This is a genomic window from Neobacillus vireti (assembly GCF_001026695.1).
Taxonomy (GTDB): Bacteria; Bacillota; Bacilli; order Bacillales; family Cytobacillaceae; genus Neobacillus; species Neobacillus vireti.
The window spans coordinates 194,630-213,566 of sequence record NZ_LDNB01000007.1 but is presented as its reverse complement, the minus strand read 5'-3'; the positions used below and the strand labels follow the sequence as shown (position 1 = coordinate 213,566).

Here is an 18,937-nt window from a genome sequence, read left to right as displayed (position 1 = left end):
TCCTTGTGGAGCGCTTCGACTGAGATAAAGGAAACACGGAGAGCGGAGCGCATCCGTGCTTGACTTATCGTAGGGAGAAGAGCGAAGTCCACTACCCGCTGGGCGCTGGAGCTGGAGCTGGACAATTCTCAAAGTTCAACATTAGAATTTAGACAAAAAAAGAAGAAGCTATGCCTCTTCCTTAATTTGATTATTAAATTGGAACAATGCCGATTGGATTAATCGCTGAATGATAGGCCCATGGTCCTTTGTAAAGTTCAAAATGTAAATGTTGGCCATGGGAATCACCGGTATTCCCCATGGTGCCGATTCGTTGACCTTTTGAGACAGTTTGTCCTGGTGATACTTGATAACCTGACATATGTGCATAAACAGTAGTATAAACCTGACCATTAATCGAATGGGATATATATACTACGTTTCCATAACTGCTTGAATAATGGGCAACAGAGACAACACCATCTGCCGCAGCAACAATTGGTACATTGTTGCCGCTTTGGGCAATATCAACACCCCAGTGGAAAGATCCCCATCGTCCGCCATATCCTGAAGTAACTACACCTGGAGCTGGTCTTGTAAAGCTGCCGCTTGAAACCTGTGGTGCTGCCGCAGAGGAACTACTGCTATTACTGCTGCTATTACTGCTGCTGCCGCTGTTACTGCTGGCTGCTGCCTTTTTCTTAGCCGCTGCAGCTGCCGCCGCGGCTGCTGCCTCTCTAGCTTGGCGTTCTTGCTCTTGTTTAATTGTTTTTTGAATCGAAATCTCTTGAGCCGCAAGAATTTCCTCCTGCTCCTTTAAATCCAGCATTCCTTCGTGGGCTTCATGCTCTTGACTTTCTAAACTTCCTAATAGTTTATCCTTTTCAGCCTTTTGGGCAGTCAATTGTTTATTCATAGTTTCCAAGTCTGCGAGCATCTTTTTTAAGCTGGCAAGGTCTTTCTCCACTTGAGATTGTTTCTCCTCAAGCTCGTTTTTGTCAGCTTCATGCTGCTTTAAAATATCCTGGTCGGCCTGCATAATGGTTGCGACCGCATTCGCGCGGTCAATGAAGTCGCTAAAGCTGGTTGACCCCATTAATACATCCAAGTAATTGACCATTCCGCCCGTATCCTGATAGCTGCGGGCCCGGTCCTTCAGCAGGACATTCCGCTTCTTAATCCGATCCTTGAGCACCTTCGTTTCTTCCTGAAGCTCAGCAATTTGAGCTTTTGTATCTTCTATTTTTGCTTGTTTTTCATCAATCTTAGTAGTGGCGTCACTAATCGCTAAATCAAGGCGTTTCAATTCGCTCTTAACGCTTGTTTGCTGCCCCTGGAGATTCGTAATCTTATCATTTGCTTGATTAATATTCGAATTTAAATCGGAACGCTGCTCATGTATTTTATTTTGCTCTTCCTTCAGTTTGGAGATAGATTCGGCCTCTGTTTTAGCTGGAATCGCTCCAAAAGATGTCCCCAGCCCTACCGTTGCAACAACGGCAAGCTTAATAACTGATTTCCTCATATCCGATTACTTCCTCCAACTCTATGTATAGGTATATTGTTTCTATAATCTATGTGGCAAAAGATATTTGACAAATCAGGAAGAGCCGGACAGACAGCCCCTCCTGATTATAATTACACTTTCAAGAACTTCCTTACAGACATGACACTGCCCCATACACCGATTACGGCTCCCATTAACATCAGAATACCGGAAACCTGATAAACAAATGGAGTAAATGGCAGCACTTTGATAAACGTGCCCTCGAGCTTAGGACCAATATAATCATAAGCACGATAATAAGCAGTAGAAATTAATATAATTGGCAGTATCGACCCAACAATACCAAGCCATAGTCCTTCTAAGAAAAACGGCCAGCGAATAAAAGTATTCGTCGCACCTACTAATCTCATAATTTTGATCTCTCTTCGTCTAGCAATAATCGTAATTTTAATTGTGTTGGAGATTAAGAAAATGGCGGTAAAGAACAAGCCAATGATTAACACAACTCCCACGTTACGACTCGCCTTAATAAACTTAAATAGTTTTTCCACTTTCCCCTGTCCATATCTAACCTTTGAAACAAAGTTCAGCTTTTCAGCTTTTTTTGCAACCAGCATCGTATCTGTTGGCTTTTTCGTTTTTACGACAAAGACATCGTTGAGCGGATTATCTTGTTCAAAAAGCTTAAAGGCCTTCCCATCCTCGCCAAGACTTTTCACTAAATTATCTAGCTCGTTCTTTTTCGGGGAAAAGGTGACAGCTTTAACTTCAGCCATTCTTTCGAGCTCGGTTTTTAATGTTTGCTGGTCTTTTTCGTTAGCAGCAACATCGATGTGAACACGAATTTGTACGTCATCTTCAATCGTTTGGGCCACTCTATTTAGATTCATCATAATAACGAAGAAGACACCGACTAGAATAAGCGTTACGGTCACGGCACTAACGGATGCAAATGTCATCCAGCCATTCCGGCTAATATTCTTTAAACTCTCACGGGCGTGACGGCCAACTGTTCTAATTTTCATAACCGTATTCACCTCTTTGCTCATCACGAACAATTCTGCCGCTTTCAATGGCAATTACGCGATGCTTCAATGTGTTAACAATCTCTCTATTATGGGTCGCCATTACTATCGTTGTGCCCCGGTTATTAATCTCTTCAAAGATGTTCATGATTTCCCATGAAGTCTCTGGGTCAAGGTTTCCTGTAGGTTCGTCTGCAATCACAACCTTTGGTGAGTTGACGATTGAGCGGGCAATGGAAACACGCTGTTGTTCCCCGCCGGATAGCTCTGTTGGAAGCATTTTTATTTTATGCTTTAAATTTACTAATTCGAGAACTTCCATAACCCGTTTTCGAATGTACTTTGGCTGTGCTTCAATCACTTCTAAAGCAAAAGCGACATTTTCATAGACAGTCAAGGTCGGCAGCAGTTTGAAGTCCTGAAAGACCACGCCTAGGTTTCTTCTAAAAAGCGGAACCTTTTTCATTTTTAATTTGGCAAGATTTACGCCATTCATCGTGATCGTTCCAGTGGTGGGTACTTCTTCGCGGTACATCATTTTGATGAAAGTTGACTTCCCGGCACCACTTGGGCCGACAACATAAACAAATTCGCCCTGATTAATTCGGACGTCTATTCCATTAATGGCGGTAACACCATTTGGATACTTTTTATATACCTCTTGCAATTCGATCATTAATTATCACCTTTATTAAAAGATAGTCCCGAATCGAGGATTCGACAAAAATCTTTATTTATTTGCAAAATGGACCAGAATGTCAAAATATATGTGCATAATTTCGCATAGCCCCATTATAACATCAATAAACGCTAAAATGGGCGGAAAAAATATTACAGTTTCTTTTCAAACAATACAAAATTCGACAAAATCCATCAAATTTTGAAAAATAAAAAACGTTCTGTGAAAATTAACAGAACGTTTTTTGTCTTTTTTACTTTTTAGCTGCAAGCCAATCTGCCACTTTATCAGCGTCGTCACCTTGAATGACGTTTGGTGGCATTGCCCCTTTACCATTTTTAATCGTATTCAAAATGTCATCTTTAGATAGCGTTGAACCAATTTTTGTTAAGTTTGGACCCATGCCGCCTTTTAAATCGCCGCCATGACAGCCAGAGCATTTCTGATCAAAAATCTTTGCTGCCTCACCGCCGCTTGCAGTGTCCTTGTTCGTATCAGAGCCGCCCCCACAAGCAGCAAGACCCATAACTAAGGATGTTCCTAATACAAATCCTAGTAGCTTTTTCTTCATTACCCTTACCCCCTTCAGAAAATAATACCATCAAAGAACTATTATACCAATCCTACTCGCGTTTGAAACCTTCCCCTAACACTTCCGCTGCGTCCATAACGATGATAAACGCTGACGGATCAAGGGTTTTAACCAATTGTTTCAATTTTGTGAACTCCGTTTGATCAACCACACACATGAGGACAGGCCGCTCATGGTCTGTAAAACCACCATATGCAGATAGTTTTGTCACACCACGGTCAATTTTATTCAAAATTCCTGTACGCACTTCTTCTTGTTTACTCGTAATGATCATCGCCATCTTTGATCTCCCGAATCCAACCTGAATAAGGTCAATGGTTTTGCTGGTCACATAAAGGGCAATCAGGGCATACAATCCCCTTTCAATATCAAAGACGATGGCGGCGGTAAGGACAATTAATCCATCAATCATTACGACACATCTGCCAAGGGTAAAACCAGTATATTTATTAATAATTTGTGCAGCAAGGTCGGTCCCGCCAGTTGAAGCTTTTCCTCTAAACACAATCCCGAGCCCAAGTCCCACACCAATCCCGCCGAATAAAGCACCAAGCAAAGCGTCATGCGTCCATGGCTGCAACCCTTTTGTCAAAAAGACAACAAATGGTAGAAAAATCGTCCCCGCAAGTGTCTTAGCTCCAAATTGTTTTCCCAGTAAAACAACCCCGGCAATAAACAATGGGATGTTAAACGCCCATTGGACGTAGGCTGGCTCCCAGCCAAGTACTGTCTTTAATATCGTACTAATCCCGCTTACTCCCCCAGAGGCAATCTGGTTCGGCAGTAAAAAAACATTAAACGCCATGGCAATAATGGCGGATCCTATTAGGATAAAAAGATAATCGGCTACGATTCTCAGTCTTGGATAAGTATGTGTAAGATTGCTTAAAATATTCATATTAACTTTCCCCTCTAAAATCCTTTTACAATCATTTTTTCTATTTACCGAAAGAGAGTATAGCATGGGAGAAATCTGCTGTAAATGACAGTAAACTGACGCGATGAAGGACTAAAATTACTATTAGCATTTACTATTAATGAAGGTTTCATGAAGATAGTTCTTAAAAAGGAAAGCCTTTGCCAAACTGGTCGGCAAAGGCTTTAAAGATATTATTTAAATGTTTATGAAATTCTCGATCTTAAATACGCATTGATAAATTGATCAAGGTCTCCGTCCATGACACCTTGAACATTGCCGCTTTCGGTATTAGTCCGGTGGTCCTTCACCATTGAATAAGGGTGGAAGACGTAAGAACGAATTTGGCTGCCCCATCCGATTTCCTTTTGCTCACCGCGAATTTCCAACAGCTCTTGTTCCTGCCGTTCGATTTCCAATTGATAGAGCTTGGCTTTGAGCATTTTCATCGCAGCCTCGCGGTTTTTAATTTGCGAACGTTCCGCTTGGCAAGTAACAACCACACCAGTTGGCAGATGGGTAATCCGGATGGCTGAATCAGTGGTGTTGATGTGCTGACCACCGGCACCAGTCGCGCGGTACGTATCTATTTTTAAATCTTCTGTCCGAATATCAATTTGGATATCGTCATTCAATTCAGGCATCACTTCACAGGATACAAACGAAGTGTGGCGCCGGCCTGAGGAGTCAAACGGCGAAATCCTTACCAAACGGTGAACGCCTTTTTCGGCCTTTAAGTAACCGTAGGCATTATGGCCTTTAATGGCAAGCGTTACACTCTTAATCCCCGCTTCATCGCCAGGAAGATAATCAAGCGTCTCGACCTTAAAACCCTTTTTCTCAGCCCAGCGTGTATACATCCTGAGGAGCATCGAGCCCCAGTCCTGCGACTCTGTTCCGCCTGCACCTGGGTGGAGCTCCAATATCGCATTATTTTTATCATACTCCTCACTTAAGAGAAGCTGCAGTTCAAATTGATTTAAACGGCCGGTTAAAAGCAGAAGCTCAGTTTCCAGCTCCGCCCGAAGTTCTTCATCATTTTCTTCCTTGACAAGCTCATAGGTCAATTCCAGGTTTTCAAACGAGTCATTTAATTCATTGAACTCATTTACCTGGTCCTTTAAGCCATTTGCCTCACTGATAACGGTTTGTGCCGCTTGCTGATCATTCCAAAAATCAGGCTGGAGCATCACATCGTCAAGCTCGGCAATTCTTGCTTCCTTATTCTCTAGGTCAAAGAGACCCCCTAAAGTCCACTAATTTCTTAGCTGATTTTTCCAATTCATTGCGAATTTCTGCTAATTCCATTTTCGTCACCTCTATAAAAAATAGGCTATGTTAAAGAACATCGTTGATTTTAAGCACAATGTTGATTGGAGTGGAAGGCGCGAGACTCCTGCGGGATCAGCGGGACAGGTGAGACCCCGCAGGTAGCGCCGAGGAGGCTCACCGCCCGCCCCGCGGAAAGCGAAGCGCCTGGAACGGAAATCAACATTCACTTTTAACACAGCAAAAAATAAAAATTACATCCTGTTATCTAGTTTATTCTAAATAACGCTGTTCAGTTACTTTTCCATTATAGCGTGATAGTAGTTAAAAATTCAAAGGTTGACCAAAAATAGGCACTTTTTTAAAAGTATGTTTATATTCGCTATGTGAAAAATGGTACTATTAAATAAGGACTCAACATATGAAATAAACCTATCAAATCAACTGTTTGATACATAGCATATTGAAAGCATATTGAAATAAAGGAGTGAAGTGAGATGGAAAAAATAAACCAGAATGATCCTTGTCCGTGCGGAAGTGGAGAAAAGTATAGGAAATGCTGCGGGGCAAACAAAGCTATTTCCATCAACCGGATTATTGAAAGTGAGCTGGATGAGCTACAAAAGCGAATCCTTCATTTTGCATTCTTTCATTTTGGGAATGAAATTAATGAGGATTTTGAGGATTTATCAGAAATGATTGATTTCGATATGGAACAGGAACGGGAATTCTATGAGCTCATTCATGCCATTTGGTTTTCCCTTTTTGAGGAATTGGATGACGAAGAAACAATTATTGAGAAATTTATTACCGCTGAAGCAGGAAAAATTAAGCGCCCTAAGCTGAGGCAAATTCTCCAAACATGGAATAATGCGAGAGTGATCGCTGGTAAGGTCATCAGCGTCGACAACAATCAACTTACAGTTGAGGATGGCTTTACCTCTGAACAATTGAATGCCATTGTTGGCAGCGTCACTGTCACAATTGAAGAGGGTTCATTCTTCATTGGAATGATCGTGCCTTACGAGCAAAATCATCTCTTCTTCCCATCACCATTTGATTTACCGCTCCTAAAGCCTGAGCATGCCTTTTCTTATATTGAAGATAGCAGCTTGGATGCTGACTATGATTCACCACAGGAATATTTGAAGGACTTTTTCTTAGAAGTCTTAAGTGAACTGCCAATGATTGGTGGTATGCTGGAAATAGAAGAGATGGAATGGTCAAAACCAATTTATAAGGAGGTTGCCGATATTTTCAAGGCGAAGCTGGAGTCTGAGGTACCGCCTCCGATTGTCGATACTGGGATTATCCTTTGGTTTAATTTTTGTGAGAAAAAGCAAAAGCGCATCCAAAATCCAAATCTTTATGCTGCTGCTGTCCATTATTTACTGTCGACGATTGCACCGCTGGGAGAAGTGAGAACGCAAAAGGAGCTGGCAAGGCTTTACGGTGCTGCCTCAAATGCTGTTGCTTCGATTGTTTTAGAGATGGAAGCCGAATTATCTTCGGAAATAGCCGAGTTGAAGAGCTTGTTTTTTGGCGGGGAGGAACCACCCGTTATGCCACCGTTTGAAACAGCATCCATAATTGAGTTTCCGATAGGTGGGAGCTCTGGAATAGATAAGGCTGGTAAACAAAAAAGCAAGCCAGAACTAGAGCTTATTAAGAATAAAGGCAAAAAAGGGTCCAAGAAGGGTCAAGAGGATTAAAATGAAAAACGAGAGGCGCTTTTATGCTTGCCTCTCGTTTTTGCATAGTGATAAGAAAGATAAATTTCGACTTCGAGAATTGTCCAGCTCCAGCGCCCTAGCGGCTAGTGCGCTGGAGCTTTTCTTATTGAGTTGCTCTTTTCGGTGCGTGGGCAGCTTCTCTAGCTGATTTACTTGGTCCGCCGTGACAGGAGGAGCAGCCCTGTTTATCTTCTTTTTGATGCCCGGATATTGGATCCCCAGTAGTAGCATCTTTTTCACTAAGCTTCCCGGTTATCCCATAAATATTGGTCGAGCCGTTATGGCAGCTTATACAAAACTTTCGTTCATCAGAATCGGTCCACGTAGAACCTGTTGTCTTAAACTTATCTTCGGCTTTTAGTTGCACATTGCCAAGCTCTTCCCTTAACATTTTAATATTATTCGAACCGTGTGTTTCATGGCATTCTGCACACGGAAACTGGCCATTTAACGTGCTGCCGCTGTCTTCTGTTGCATTAATATTATGCAAGGATTCGTTAATATGGGGTTTACTGTAATATTGGTTAATATCAGAAGCCGGTTTATCCCCTTTTTCAACTGCATTTCCTCTATGACAGCTTAAACATAATGAAAATTCATCCGCTTTTCCCTCTGCAGTACTAGCCTTTTTATAGGTTCGAATATGGCTATCGGCAGTGGAAACTGGTTTAAAACTATTCGGATTCTCCATTGTCCCCTGTGTATGCGGATTATGACAACTTGTGCAGGAGCTGCTAGAGTTTTGATTATGTTGATTGGTTTTAAGCGTCTCCTTATGTTCAACTACCTTTGGTCCAATTTGAGTGCCCGTTGTCCCATCATGACAGGTCATGCACAAATTTTCTTCATTTCCAAATGTACCGCCTTCTAGGCGTTCATTCTTTCCGTTATGGGTGCTATGGCAGTATTGGCATGCATTGGTCACATTTGAATAATTTCCGTGTATATTGAAGTCTAATGATCTTTTATGGTCCGGTATGTCGGCGATTTTCATTTCCGGATCAGTCGAAAGATCTTCCACATCTTGTTGATTAATACTAACCGTAGTAAATTTAAGGAACCTTGGAATGATTTTTCCCGAATCATTTGCGATGTTTGGGTTCAAATACACACAATAAGTTGTTCTGTGGCTAAGCTTCTTTTCCGGTGTAAATGTATATACAAACGACTTTATGCCATTTGAAATATCAAGAGTGTTTATTAACTTCTCTTTTCCCTTTTCTCCATCTTTTCCGTGTTCTCCGAAAAACGTTATCAATGGTTGAGTTTTAGATAAAGATTCATCACTTCTGATGTCAATTAATATTTGATAACCCACAGGTACCCGAGTCATATCTTCAGCTGGAAGAAAGTGTTCTTTAGTCCAATCCCTTTTCGTATCTGTCGGATCATACAATTTCTCCGAACCCTTTGGAATGAGATACATTTTTGCCATATATGGCCTATTTCTATTTTCCTCAATAGAGGTTTGCATAGTCCCAGGAGTGGAAGCAGCAGATTGACTTGTGGCTTCTTCTTTAGTTGAAGGCTGGCTTGGATCAACCGTCTCATTAAGGGCAGCCGATTGTGTAACTTTATTCCGTTCGGTCACTGTAGTCCTAACAGTAAAGGACTGATCAACACTATTACTAACTCCATCCTTATCGGTGACGAAAAAGGTAAGAGTATGGGGCCCCTCACTGAAATCCCCTGAATAAGAGAAGTCAGCATCTTTATCCTTCGGTGTGATTGAAAGCTTTCCATCCAATGTCATCTCTTTAGGCTGCTCTGAATCACCTGGCAGCTGTTCGAATACCTTTATTGTAAGTAGGTCCGGAGTAGTAGATTCACTGGAAATTTTCCCGGTTAATTCAACCGTTGAAACATTAAACACTGCTCCTTCATCAGGTGTATTCATGGATATTTCCGGGACACCTGTTGCAGAAAGAACATTTGTTTGAGGAGAATATAAAAGGAGGGAACTAAGAAAAACGCTCCAAATAACGATGTATGTGAATAACTTTCGTTTGACGTTCATCCTTTTCATGATATTCATCCTTTTCTCTTTGCCTAAAAAGCAAATGGCTTTTTTATTTGCTAAACGGGTGCTTTTGCTTTTCTTAATTATATCAAGTGAATTAACATTAATTATCGTCGTTAAGTTAAATCTTTTTGACAATTTGTCTCCTAGCTGGAATAATAAAACAAGGCAGTAATAATGACTATTACTACCTTGTTTACCTTACATCCGTTTTTTGGTGAGCTAACGAATAGTGCGGCTATTTGTTAGCTTTTTTTTAGCGGATTTTTGTTTTTCCGCTATAATCTCCACCTGGGACTACAGTAACACCAGGAATCGTATGTGTTGATTGGTGACAAGCCCAACAAACAGCCATGTTGGTGAACTTCTTGTTAGAAGAACCGCCAGCACTTACATCTTTCATGTAATCTTTGGCAACTGCTTCAGTCCAGCCTTTACCACCTTGTGCAGGTGTTTTCGTTAAATCAGCAATTGTTTTTCCAGCAGTATCCATCAACGTGGTAATATCTGTACCGTGAGCATAGTGACAAGCTGCACAGTTTCTGCCTTGTGAGCTGGAGTTAGAAGTATGCGTGTAAAGGAAATCATGATTGGTGTTTCCTGGCGCTTTGTCCTTATTACTATTTCTACCAGCACTTCTGCTAGCAGCATAATCATCATGACAAGCTGCGCAGAATTGAGAATAGTTTACTTTGTCAGCATTGTCCTTAGGACCAATGGATGTGGTGATTTTTAGTCCTGAATTTGTTGTCGATTTATTTATGTCAGCATAAGCAGGATCTTCAGTTAAAGCAAGGTTAATGGTTTTAATTCCATTTTGAACAGGTACCTTTACTCCACCCACAGTACCATAAGCAAATGGCGTATTACCGATCACATTTTCTTTTAATAATCTGTCATTGACAGATCCGTGCGGGTTATGACAGCTTGAACATGTTAATTCGTTTGTATCTTTATTGGTATAGGCACCAGGAGCAGCACCATTTTTGATTCCTGATGATACATTATGCATGGATTCACTTTCATGGGATTCGCTGAAAATTCCGGCTCCACTTGCTTTTTTGACGTTATAAAAGCCCAATGTACCGTCATGACAGGATAAACACATATCATATTCGGCGTTTTTGAATTTAACTAATTTAGCATCAGCACCATTATGTGTACTGTGACAGTTAGCACAAGAGTTTGTATTGTTTTGGAAATTACCATGTGTTCTATGTGCATTTACTTGCCCGAAGTTATCAACTGTGCCGATATTAATTCCTTCTGCCGGGTTGCTTGGTGTTGGGGTGAAATTTCCTTCTGCAGACGCCAAGGCAGCAAACATGCTTAGCAAAACTAGCGTCAACAATGCCGAAAAGCCTAATTTAATCTTGCTCATTTCTAAAAACCTCCCAAATTTCTTTCTCTCTCTCTTTTTTTATCTATCAATAATCTAAAACGGTCGATCGTATTTTTTCGCATCACCTCCTTTAATGTAAGGCTGTGTTAAAAGTGAATGTTGATTTCCGTTCCAGGCGCTTCGCGTTCCGCGGGGCGGGCGGTGAGCCTCCTCGGCGAATTGCGTGCCTGCGGGGTCTCACCTGTCCCGCTGCTCCCGCAGGAGTCTCGCGCCTTCCACTCCAATCAACATTGTGCTAAAAAATCAACAATATTCTTTAACAACAGCCTAATGTAAAATAGAAGATTAATAGAAGACTGAAATTCTTTGGTTAATCGTATCTGTTACGAAAATGGCGTCTCGTTCGTCTATAAATAAGCCGTTAGGTAAGTAAAGCTGACCGTTGTCTGTTCCCATTCCTCCTAATACCCGGACTTCCTTTCCATCCTTGTCATAGGCATAAATATTATGGGATAAATTACTTACCACATAAACAGTGCCTTTGGAATCAACTCCTACGCCCCTTGGATTAACAAAAATCGGTTCACCTTTTCCATCCGTGGAGCCATTAATGATTCTGATAAACTTTCCGTCTTTATCAAAAACTTGAACGCGGTTATTACCGGAATCAGTGACATAAATATGATTATCTTTATCGACAGCTACGGCGTTAGGAGCAATGAACATGCCCTCTTCTTGACCAGCGCCGCCAATTTCCATCAATTTTTTGCCTTCTAAATTAAAGACAAACAACTTGTTTTCTTTAATATCGGTGACATACAACTTTTCTCCGTAGATGCGCAATCCTCCTGGCGACTTAATCGCCTTTTCTTGATCAGGGAAATAGTTAATAAATTCACCTTTGTTATTAAAAATGGAAATGTTGCCATTATATAAATCAGCTACATAAATATTTTCATTTTTATCGCCTGAAATTCCGTACGGGAATTGCAATTGGCCTTTTTCTGTGCCTGCTTTCCCAAATTTCAAGACATTATTTCCAGATTGATCAAATACCTGTACTTGATTGTTATTTGTATCGGTAACGTAAAGGAGCTCGCCAATTTTGGCAACATCCATTGGTTTATTCAGTGGAGCATCGAAGCTGCCATAGAAAGACTGTCTAAATTCAGGTTCACCGCCAACAGGGTTTGCTTTCGCCACGATGGGTTTCAGTGTTGGTCCTAAATCAAAAAAGGTGATGCCCGTGAATAGTGCTGCAGAAAGTACAACCATTGTACTCATCCATATATATACAGTTGTCTTTTTCAATTCTAGTCATCTCCTTTTATTTGCTGTCTTTCGTTTTGGCTGCTAATCTAGTTAACGCTTCTGATGCCGGTTTATAAAGAGGGTCGTAACTCAATGCCTTTTTGTAGAGCTCCTCGGCATCAGTCACTTTTCCTTGATCCTCTGCTACCCTGCCAATCTCAAAGATAATATCATTATTAACTGGCATTAGTTTGTTTGCTTCATCAAGAGATGCCAGGGCATCTTTGTACATTTTTAATTTTCGATAAACCATTCCTTCTAATAAATAGCCCTTATAGTCTTTCGGGGCTAATTCTACTGCCTTTTTGGATTGCTTTAGAGCATCGTCATAGCGCTTTTCATCGTTATAAACAACCCCTAAGTTGAAATACGCTCCGACATTCTTCTTATCTAAATCAATGGCAATTAATAATTGTTTAATAGCATCCTCATTCTGACCTTTTAAATTATAGGAATAACCTAAGTTAACCCGGTGTTCAGGATTGTTGGGTTCTTTACTAACCTGGCCTTCATAAAAGGCAATTTGTTGGTCGATTCTGCTTAGGTCCTTATTTGACCAGATAAATTTGTCACAAATTAAATATCCACCAATCAAGCTTATAAGTAAGGTTGAAATGATGAGCGATAATCCTTGTAACTTTGTAAAGCGGTCTTTTCGTTTCATTTCACGTGTATTTTTGTTGGATTCAGGCTTTTCGATAATCGGGAGTTCTTGGGCTTCCATAAGGATCCTCCTCAAAAAATTCTTATTCATTGCTATTATGGACTAGCCCAAAGATTTGCATAGGCTAGTCTTTATTGCTTTTGTGGCAGCTTGTGCAAGTTTTTTCTGCATGGCAGGTATAGCATCTTGCTTCCGGTTTCTTCACATTCTCCACAGGTATCGGGTGACGGTCACGCCAATTATTTCGATGTTTCATCTGGTGACATGTAGAACAATTAACCGTATTGTCACTAGCAGTATTGGATCGATTAGGCTCATGGCAGGTATAGCATTTTTCTTCGTTTTTACTTGCTTGTGCTCCATGGCTGCCGATAAACGATTGCGTATGGCTTGCAGGACGTGTTTTGTGACAGGCCTGGCAAAAAGTATTTTCTTTTGCATATGTGTGTTCGTTTTTGTTTGATTGCCCGCTATCTTGGTTTAAATATTTGTCAATCACAGAGACCTCTTCATACCCTTCTAACGTCGCTGTAGACATATACTTATGACATGCATTGCAATCCTTTAAGTCTGTTTTCGCGATGATGCCATGCGTTTTCGTTTTGAAATCTGCCTTTTTATGGCTGTCCGGAACCATTCCGGTCGTGTGGCACGCACTGCATTCCGTGGTTATCTTTCTTGCAATATGACAATCCATACACGTTTCCATTTTTGGACGAATGAATTTCAGATCCGCCATCGCCGCTTTACCGACCTTGCTATCCCATTTATCATAGTCAGTCTTGAAGGTCATATTTCGGTCGGCAATTTCCCCATGGGCAACATTGCTATGGCATTGTGTGCACTTAATTTTTTTATCTGTATGCTGTTGATGGGGAATAATGATATCCCCTGATGCTGAGACTTCACGCGTTGCCATATTATGACACTTTTCACATTTACTATTTAAAATTTCTTTCGGCATGCGAATGATCGCTGCTGTTGTCACTTGTTCATTTCGTAAACCCTTGATAACTCCGTCTGCTTTATCCTTCGCTATCTGCTTAATCCCAGGCTCAGTATGGCATTTTACACAATCCACTTCGCTATGGGTGGAGGCTTTCCATGTATAATACTCTGGCTTCATCTCATGACAGGATGAGCAAAACTTTGAGCTTGAGGTTGCATGTAGCCCGTAAACTCCGATAATGAAGAATAGGACTAGAAACAACAATGTTAAGGTTGCAATTTTAATTAACATATAGCGATAACGAGGAGGGAACCGCAGCTGTTTTTTCTCATCATTCATAAAAGCGTCCCTCCAGATTAAAAATTTTATTATTTTGTTTTATCATCTTTAAAACCAGTTCTGTGGCAGTATTGACAATAAACATCTGTGGGTGCTTTTACATTGCCTGAGTCAGCTTTTGGCTTATCACGATCATGGCAGACAAAGCATTCTGCTTTCTGGTCATTTGTTTTTGCATTGGCCGCATGAGATGTTAACCATTGATTGCTATCCCCATGTCCTTTAGGACGGTCGGAGTGACAGGCGCTGCAGAATTTATTTGTTCTAGCTTGATCTTTTACCACTGTCAGGTTAGGTGTATATTTACTTGCTTTTGTTTCCTGCTCTTTCATTTTCAGTAATGACATAATGTCTTCTTTTGGAATTTCTCTTGCCCATTTAGAATCTTGGTGACAGTTCACACATTTATCAAGCTGTTGAACCGCAGTACCACCATGATTTCCACTCCAATCAGCTGCTTGGTGCGTCTTTGGAATTTCTGTTTGTTTGTGGCATGTTTTACATTCCATCGAAATCTTAACGTCTTTCTTTTGCTTTCCAATTGCTTGTAAAATTATTTCCTGGTTTTTTTCATCATGTGCTGCTGCCGTTTCATCTTCCTTCGTTTCCGTTGATGCGGCTTCACCAGATGCTTTTTTCGCTTGTTCGTCCAGCTTGTGCTGGACTTCTTCCGGATTTGGCGGAACGTTGTAAGCAACCTCTTTCCATGGTTCTTCACCGTTGTTTACTTTCTCATGGCAGTCAATACAAGAGCCCATGTTAGGTCTCAAGTATTTCTCCTCCATTAGCTTTTCAGCATTTTCCTTTGTCCAATGGCCGCGAACCTCTTCGGTATTAATTCCGCGGGCAGCGATTTTGGCATGCACAACCCCTGCATGACAGGTAATACAAGGAATATCCTTTTCAATATGACCTTTATGATTCACTTTTAAGTCACCAGATGCAGTGACAAGGCGGTTCTTGGAGTGACATTGTAAGCAGTTCTCGTTAGAAACGGCTTCTTCTTCCGTTTGAACAATTTGTTCAGGTATGCCTGTTACATGGTAGTAAACCTCTTTCATTGATTTCATTTTGTGGGTAATCATGTTGGTAAACCCAGGCTTAATATGACATTGAACACAGGAAATATTACTATGCGCACTCGCTGTAAACGTTGAATACTCAGGTGCCATCTCGTGACAGCTTGAACAGAATGATGGCGAGTTGGTTAAGGAAAGCACTCCGTATCCACCGCCGAAAACAACAATACAACCAACGAGTGAAACGAATAACAGCTTCCACCGGTTGACTGGATTCTTCCAATCTATATTTCTGAACTTTTGCCAAAGTCTGCGAATCAGGCCAACTTTCTTTTTATTTTCTCTTGTTTCGGGATCTGTCTCTTTATTTTTCTTTTTCCCCCAAATGGCCACTATACTCACCCTTCCCATTTTGGTTTTGATTCTCTATTTATTTTCCATATTAACCTCTCTAAAGGTAGTATCTAACATTGTAAGATTATAATCCAATGTACAATTTGTGAATATTTTTTCATAATGATTAATCTTCTCTTTTTCACTAAAAACAACATATAAACGTTGTTATTTCAGGGTTACATTAGCACTATCTTTATAGTATTAACTGACACATAAATGTATTTTTATATAAAATAATTAATATTTATTCAATCATCATTTAAGTTTGAAAGAGATTATTCGGATCCGCTATGAATTATCCGTAAAACGCTACTACTCTGACATATTTGTCTAAAAATCGAACATTGTTCTAAAGTCTGCTGTTAGGGGAGTTTGTCAAATTTTGCTTCCCTGCTAACATTGTTGTCACTGAATTACGGAAGTGGTAAGATAAATAGGGAAATTATCGAATGATTTTGACAGATTTTTTTGAAAAAGTGAATTTTGACACTCGAAAAAAAGGAGCGTTCATCATTGATGGGGATTTTAAATAAAGTATTTGATCTGAACAAACGCGAGCTAAAGCGTTTAGACAAGATAGCTGTGAAAATTGACGCACTTGCTGCTGAAACAGAAAGGCTTACAAACGATCAGCTTCGTGAAAAAACGGAAGAGTTCAAGGCACGTTATCAAAAGGGGGAAACCCTTGACGACCTGCAAGTTGAAGCATTTGCCGTTGTTCGTGAAGGTGCTCGCCGTGTGCTTGGTCTGTATCCATATCATGTTCAATTAATGGGAGGTATTTCTCTTCATGAAGGGAATATTTCCGAGATGAAAACTGGTGAAGGTAAAACATTAACGGCAACCATGCCGGTGTACTTGAATGCCCTTTCTGGCAAGGGTGTTCACGTTGTTACGGTCAACGAATACTTGGCAAGCCGTGACGCTACCGAAATGGGCCAGCTATATGAATTTTTAGGATTAACGGTTGGATTGAATTTAAACAGCATGGATAAGGATGAGAAGCAGGCAGCCTACGCTTGTGATATTACCTATGGTACGAACAACGAATTTGGCTTTGATTACCTGCGTGACAACATGGTCCTTTATAAAGAGCAAAAAGTACAGCGTCCACTGTTTTATGCGGTCATTGATGAGGTTGACTCGATTTTAATTGATGAAGCGCGGACACCACTGATCATTTCAGGTTCAGCGCAAAAGTCGGCTGTCCTTTATATCCAGGCTAATGCCTTTGTCCGGGTCCTGGAGAAGGATACAGATTATACGTATGATGAGAAAACAAAGGGTGTTATGCTGACCGAAGAAGGGATTAGCAAAGCCGAAAAAGCATTCGGGATTGAAAACCTGTTTGACATGTCTCATGTAACCTTAAACCACCATATTAACCAGGCATTGAAAGCGAATGTCAGTATGCACCTTGATATTGATTATGTTGTCCAAGAAGGCGAAATTATCATTGTCGACCAATTTACTGGCCGTTTGATGAAGGGACGCCGCTATAGTGAAGGCCTGCACCAAGCGATTGAGGCAAAAGAAGGCCTTGAGGTCCAAAACGAAAGTATGACGATGGCAACCATTACGTTCCAAAACTACTTCCGTATGTATGAAAAATTGGCTGGTATGACCGGTACAGCAAAAACGGAAGAAGAAGAATTCCGCAATATTTATAATATGAATGTTATTGTCATTCCTACTAACAAACCAATTGCTCGTGATGACCGTCCCGATTTAATTTACTCCTCGATGGATGGCAAGTTCCGTGCGGTTGTCGAAGATATTGCTGAGCGTAATCAAAAAGGCCAGCCGGTGCTGGTTGGTACGGTGGCGATTGAAACATCTGAACTGATTTCTACTTATTTGTTTAAAAAGCGGATTCATCACAATGTCTTGAATGCGAAAAATCATGAACGTGAGGCAGAAATCATTGCCGAAGCCGGTCACAAAGGTTCCGTTACGATTGCGACGAACATGGCCGGTCGTGGTACGGACATTAAGCTTGGCGAAGGAGTTATTGAACTCGGCGGTCTTGCGGTAATTGGTACTGAACGCCACGAAAGCAGACGGATCGATAACCAGCTCCGCGGACGTTCAGGCCGTCAAGGCGATCCAGGTATTACTCAGTTCTATTTATCTATGGAAGATGAGCTCATGCGCCGCTTCGGATCTGATAATATGAAAACGATGATGGAAAAACTCGGCATGGATGATAATCAGCCGATTCAAAGTAAGATGGTGTCCCGTGCCGTTGAATCTGCGCAAAAACGCGTAGAGGGCAATAACTTTGACGCTCGTAAACAGCTGCTGCAATATGATGATGTTCTCCGTCAGCAGCGTGAAATTATTTACACGCAGCGTGATGAAGTGTTAGAATCTGAGAATCTTCGCGACATTGTTCAGAAAATGATCTTAAACTCGATCCAGCGTAATGTCGAAACATATGCTTCCCGCCATGAGAATGAAGAAGATTGGAACCTGCAAGGGATTGTCGATTACGTCCATGGGGCTCTGCTTCATGAGGGCGATATGAGCGTGGAAGACTTTAAGGGCAAGGATACCGACGAAATTGTTGACACTATTTTCGCTAAAGTGAAGGAACGCTACGAGGAGAAAGAACAAATTCTTTATCCAGAGCAAATGCGCGAATTCGAGAAGGTCGTTACGCTGCGTGCGGTTGACTCTAAATGGATTGACCACATTGACGCCATGGATCAGCTTCGTCAAGGTATCCACTTGCGCGCTTACGGACAAATCGATCCGCTTCGAGAATATCAGCATGAGGGCTTTGCGATGTTTGAGGCAATGGTGCAATCGATTGAAGATGAGGCTGCTATGTACATCATGAAGGCCGAAATCCGCAACAATCTGGAGCGTGAAGAGGTAGCAAAAGGGCAAGCGATGAATCCGAAAGATGATGGCGAACCCGTTAAGAAAAAACCGAAAGTTAACCAAGTTAACGTCGGCCGCAACGATCCATGCATCTGCGGCAGCGGCAAAAAGTATAAGAATTGCTGCGGTGCGGTGAAATAATCTTGGTTTGAAGTTGAATTCTAGGCCGTGAAATAATCTAGCTTTGATGTTAACATGCTTTAGAGTTGCAGAATTGAGTTTATTTTGGGGGCTGGCAAGCATTTTGCCGGCTCCTTTTGTGCTTTCATGGGTTTGGTTCAAACTCTATGTTTATTATCTTCAAAGGAGGT

14 protein-coding genes are annotated in these 18,937 nt (G+C 41.2%); 2 read left to right on the top strand and 12 right to left on the bottom strand.

Annotated elements, in window-relative coordinates; translation table 11 throughout:
* Positions 1–193: 193 nt before the first annotated feature.
* The 6 genes from AA980_RS08120 to prfB all read right to left on the bottom strand — a co-directional run bounded on the left by AA980_RS08120 (position 194) and on the right by prfB (position 6,006).
* Entirely contained in the window at positions 194–1,504 is a 1,311-nt protein-coding gene (locus AA980_RS08120; protein ID WP_024029809.1) for a murein hydrolase activator EnvC family protein, read from the bottom strand.
* 113 nt (positions 1,505–1,617) lie between these two features.
* Positions 1,618–2,511 carry a permease-like cell division protein FtsX gene (gene ftsX / locus AA980_RS08115; RefSeq protein ID WP_024029808.1) on the bottom strand — a complete coding sequence of 298 codons (894 nt, stop codon included), beginning with the start codon at positions 2,509–2,511 and terminating at the stop codon, positions 1,618–1,620.
* Positions 2,501–3,187, bottom strand: a complete 687-nt coding sequence (ftsE, locus tag AA980_RS08110; RefSeq protein ID WP_024029807.1) for a cell division ATP-binding protein FtsE — start codon at positions 3,185–3,187, stop codon at positions 2,501–2,503. Before ftsE ends, ftsX begins: the two co-directional genes overlap by 11 nt.
* A gap of 256 nt (positions 3,188–3,443) precedes the next feature.
* The gene (cccB, locus tag AA980_RS08105) at positions 3,444–3,761 is read right to left on the bottom strand and encodes a cytochrome c551 (RefSeq protein WP_024029806.1); all 318 of its coding nucleotides are present in this window, start codon (positions 3,759–3,761) and stop codon (positions 3,444–3,446) included.
* Between the two features lie 52 nt (positions 3,762–3,813).
* Positions 3,814–4,680, bottom strand: coding sequence for a YitT family protein (locus AA980_RS08100; protein WP_024029805.1), 867 nt, complete (start codon positions 4,678–4,680; stop codon positions 3,814–3,816).
* A 224-nt stretch (positions 4,681–4,904) separates the two neighbouring features.
* A protein-coding gene (gene prfB, locus AA980_RS08095; RefSeq protein WP_152681113.1) for a peptide chain release factor 2 occupies positions 4,905–6,006 on the bottom strand; the annotation gives its coding sequence in 2 pieces (ribosomal slippage) (positions 4,905–5,933 and positions 5,935–6,006; 1,101 coding nt in all).
* A 458-nt stretch (positions 6,007–6,464) separates the two neighbouring features.
* On the opposite strand from prfB, the gene AA980_RS08090 reads away from it, so the two are divergent.
* Positions 6,465–7,679, top strand: coding sequence for a YecA family protein (locus AA980_RS08090; RefSeq protein WP_024030739.1), 1,215 nt, complete (start codon positions 6,465–6,467; stop codon positions 7,677–7,679).
* A 124-nt stretch (positions 7,680–7,803) separates the two neighbouring features.
* Here AA980_RS08090 and AA980_RS08085 read toward each other — a convergent pair whose 3' ends face one another.
* The 6 genes from AA980_RS08085 to AA980_RS08060 all read right to left on the bottom strand — a co-directional run bounded on the left by AA980_RS08085 (position 7,804) and on the right by AA980_RS08060 (position 15,737).
* The gene (locus tag AA980_RS08085) at positions 7,804–9,858 is read right to left on the bottom strand and encodes a cytochrome c3 family protein (protein WP_024030740.1); all 2,055 of its coding nucleotides are present in this window, start codon (positions 9,856–9,858) and stop codon (positions 7,804–7,806) included.
* 118 nt (positions 9,859–9,976) lie between these two features.
* The gene (locus tag AA980_RS08080) at positions 9,977–11,101 is read right to left on the bottom strand and encodes a cytochrome c3 family protein (protein WP_024030741.1); all 1,125 of its coding nucleotides are present in this window, start codon (positions 11,099–11,101) and stop codon (positions 9,977–9,979) included.
* A gap of 306 nt (positions 11,102–11,407) precedes the next feature.
* The gene (locus AA980_RS08075) at positions 11,408–12,373 is read right to left on the bottom strand and encodes a 6-bladed beta-propeller (protein WP_024030946.1); all 966 of its coding nucleotides are present in this window, start codon (positions 12,371–12,373) and stop codon (positions 11,408–11,410) included.
* 16 nt (positions 12,374–12,389) lie between these two features.
* The gene (locus tag AA980_RS08070; RefSeq protein ID WP_024030945.1) at positions 12,390–13,097 is read right to left on the bottom strand and encodes a tetratricopeptide repeat protein; all 708 of its coding nucleotides are present in this window, start codon (positions 13,095–13,097) and stop codon (positions 12,390–12,392) included.
* A gap of 64 nt (positions 13,098–13,161) precedes the next feature.
* Entirely contained in the window at positions 13,162–14,325 is a 1,164-nt protein-coding gene (locus tag AA980_RS08065; RefSeq protein WP_024030944.1) for a NapC/NirT family cytochrome c, read from the bottom strand.
* Between the two features lie 29 nt (positions 14,326–14,354).
* Positions 14,355–15,737 carry a cytochrome c3 family protein gene (locus AA980_RS08060; RefSeq protein WP_024030943.1) on the bottom strand — a complete coding sequence of 461 codons (1,383 nt, stop codon included), beginning with the start codon at positions 15,735–15,737 and terminating at the stop codon, positions 14,355–14,357.
* Between the two features lie 516 nt (positions 15,738–16,253).
* Between AA980_RS08060 and secA the strand changes: the two genes are divergently transcribed.
* Positions 16,254–18,767: a preprotein translocase subunit SecA gene (gene secA, locus AA980_RS08055; RefSeq protein ID WP_024030942.1), complete on the top strand. Its 2,514-nt coding sequence runs from the start codon at positions 16,254–16,256 to the stop codon at positions 18,765–18,767.
* Positions 18,768–18,937 lie beyond the last annotated feature (170 nt).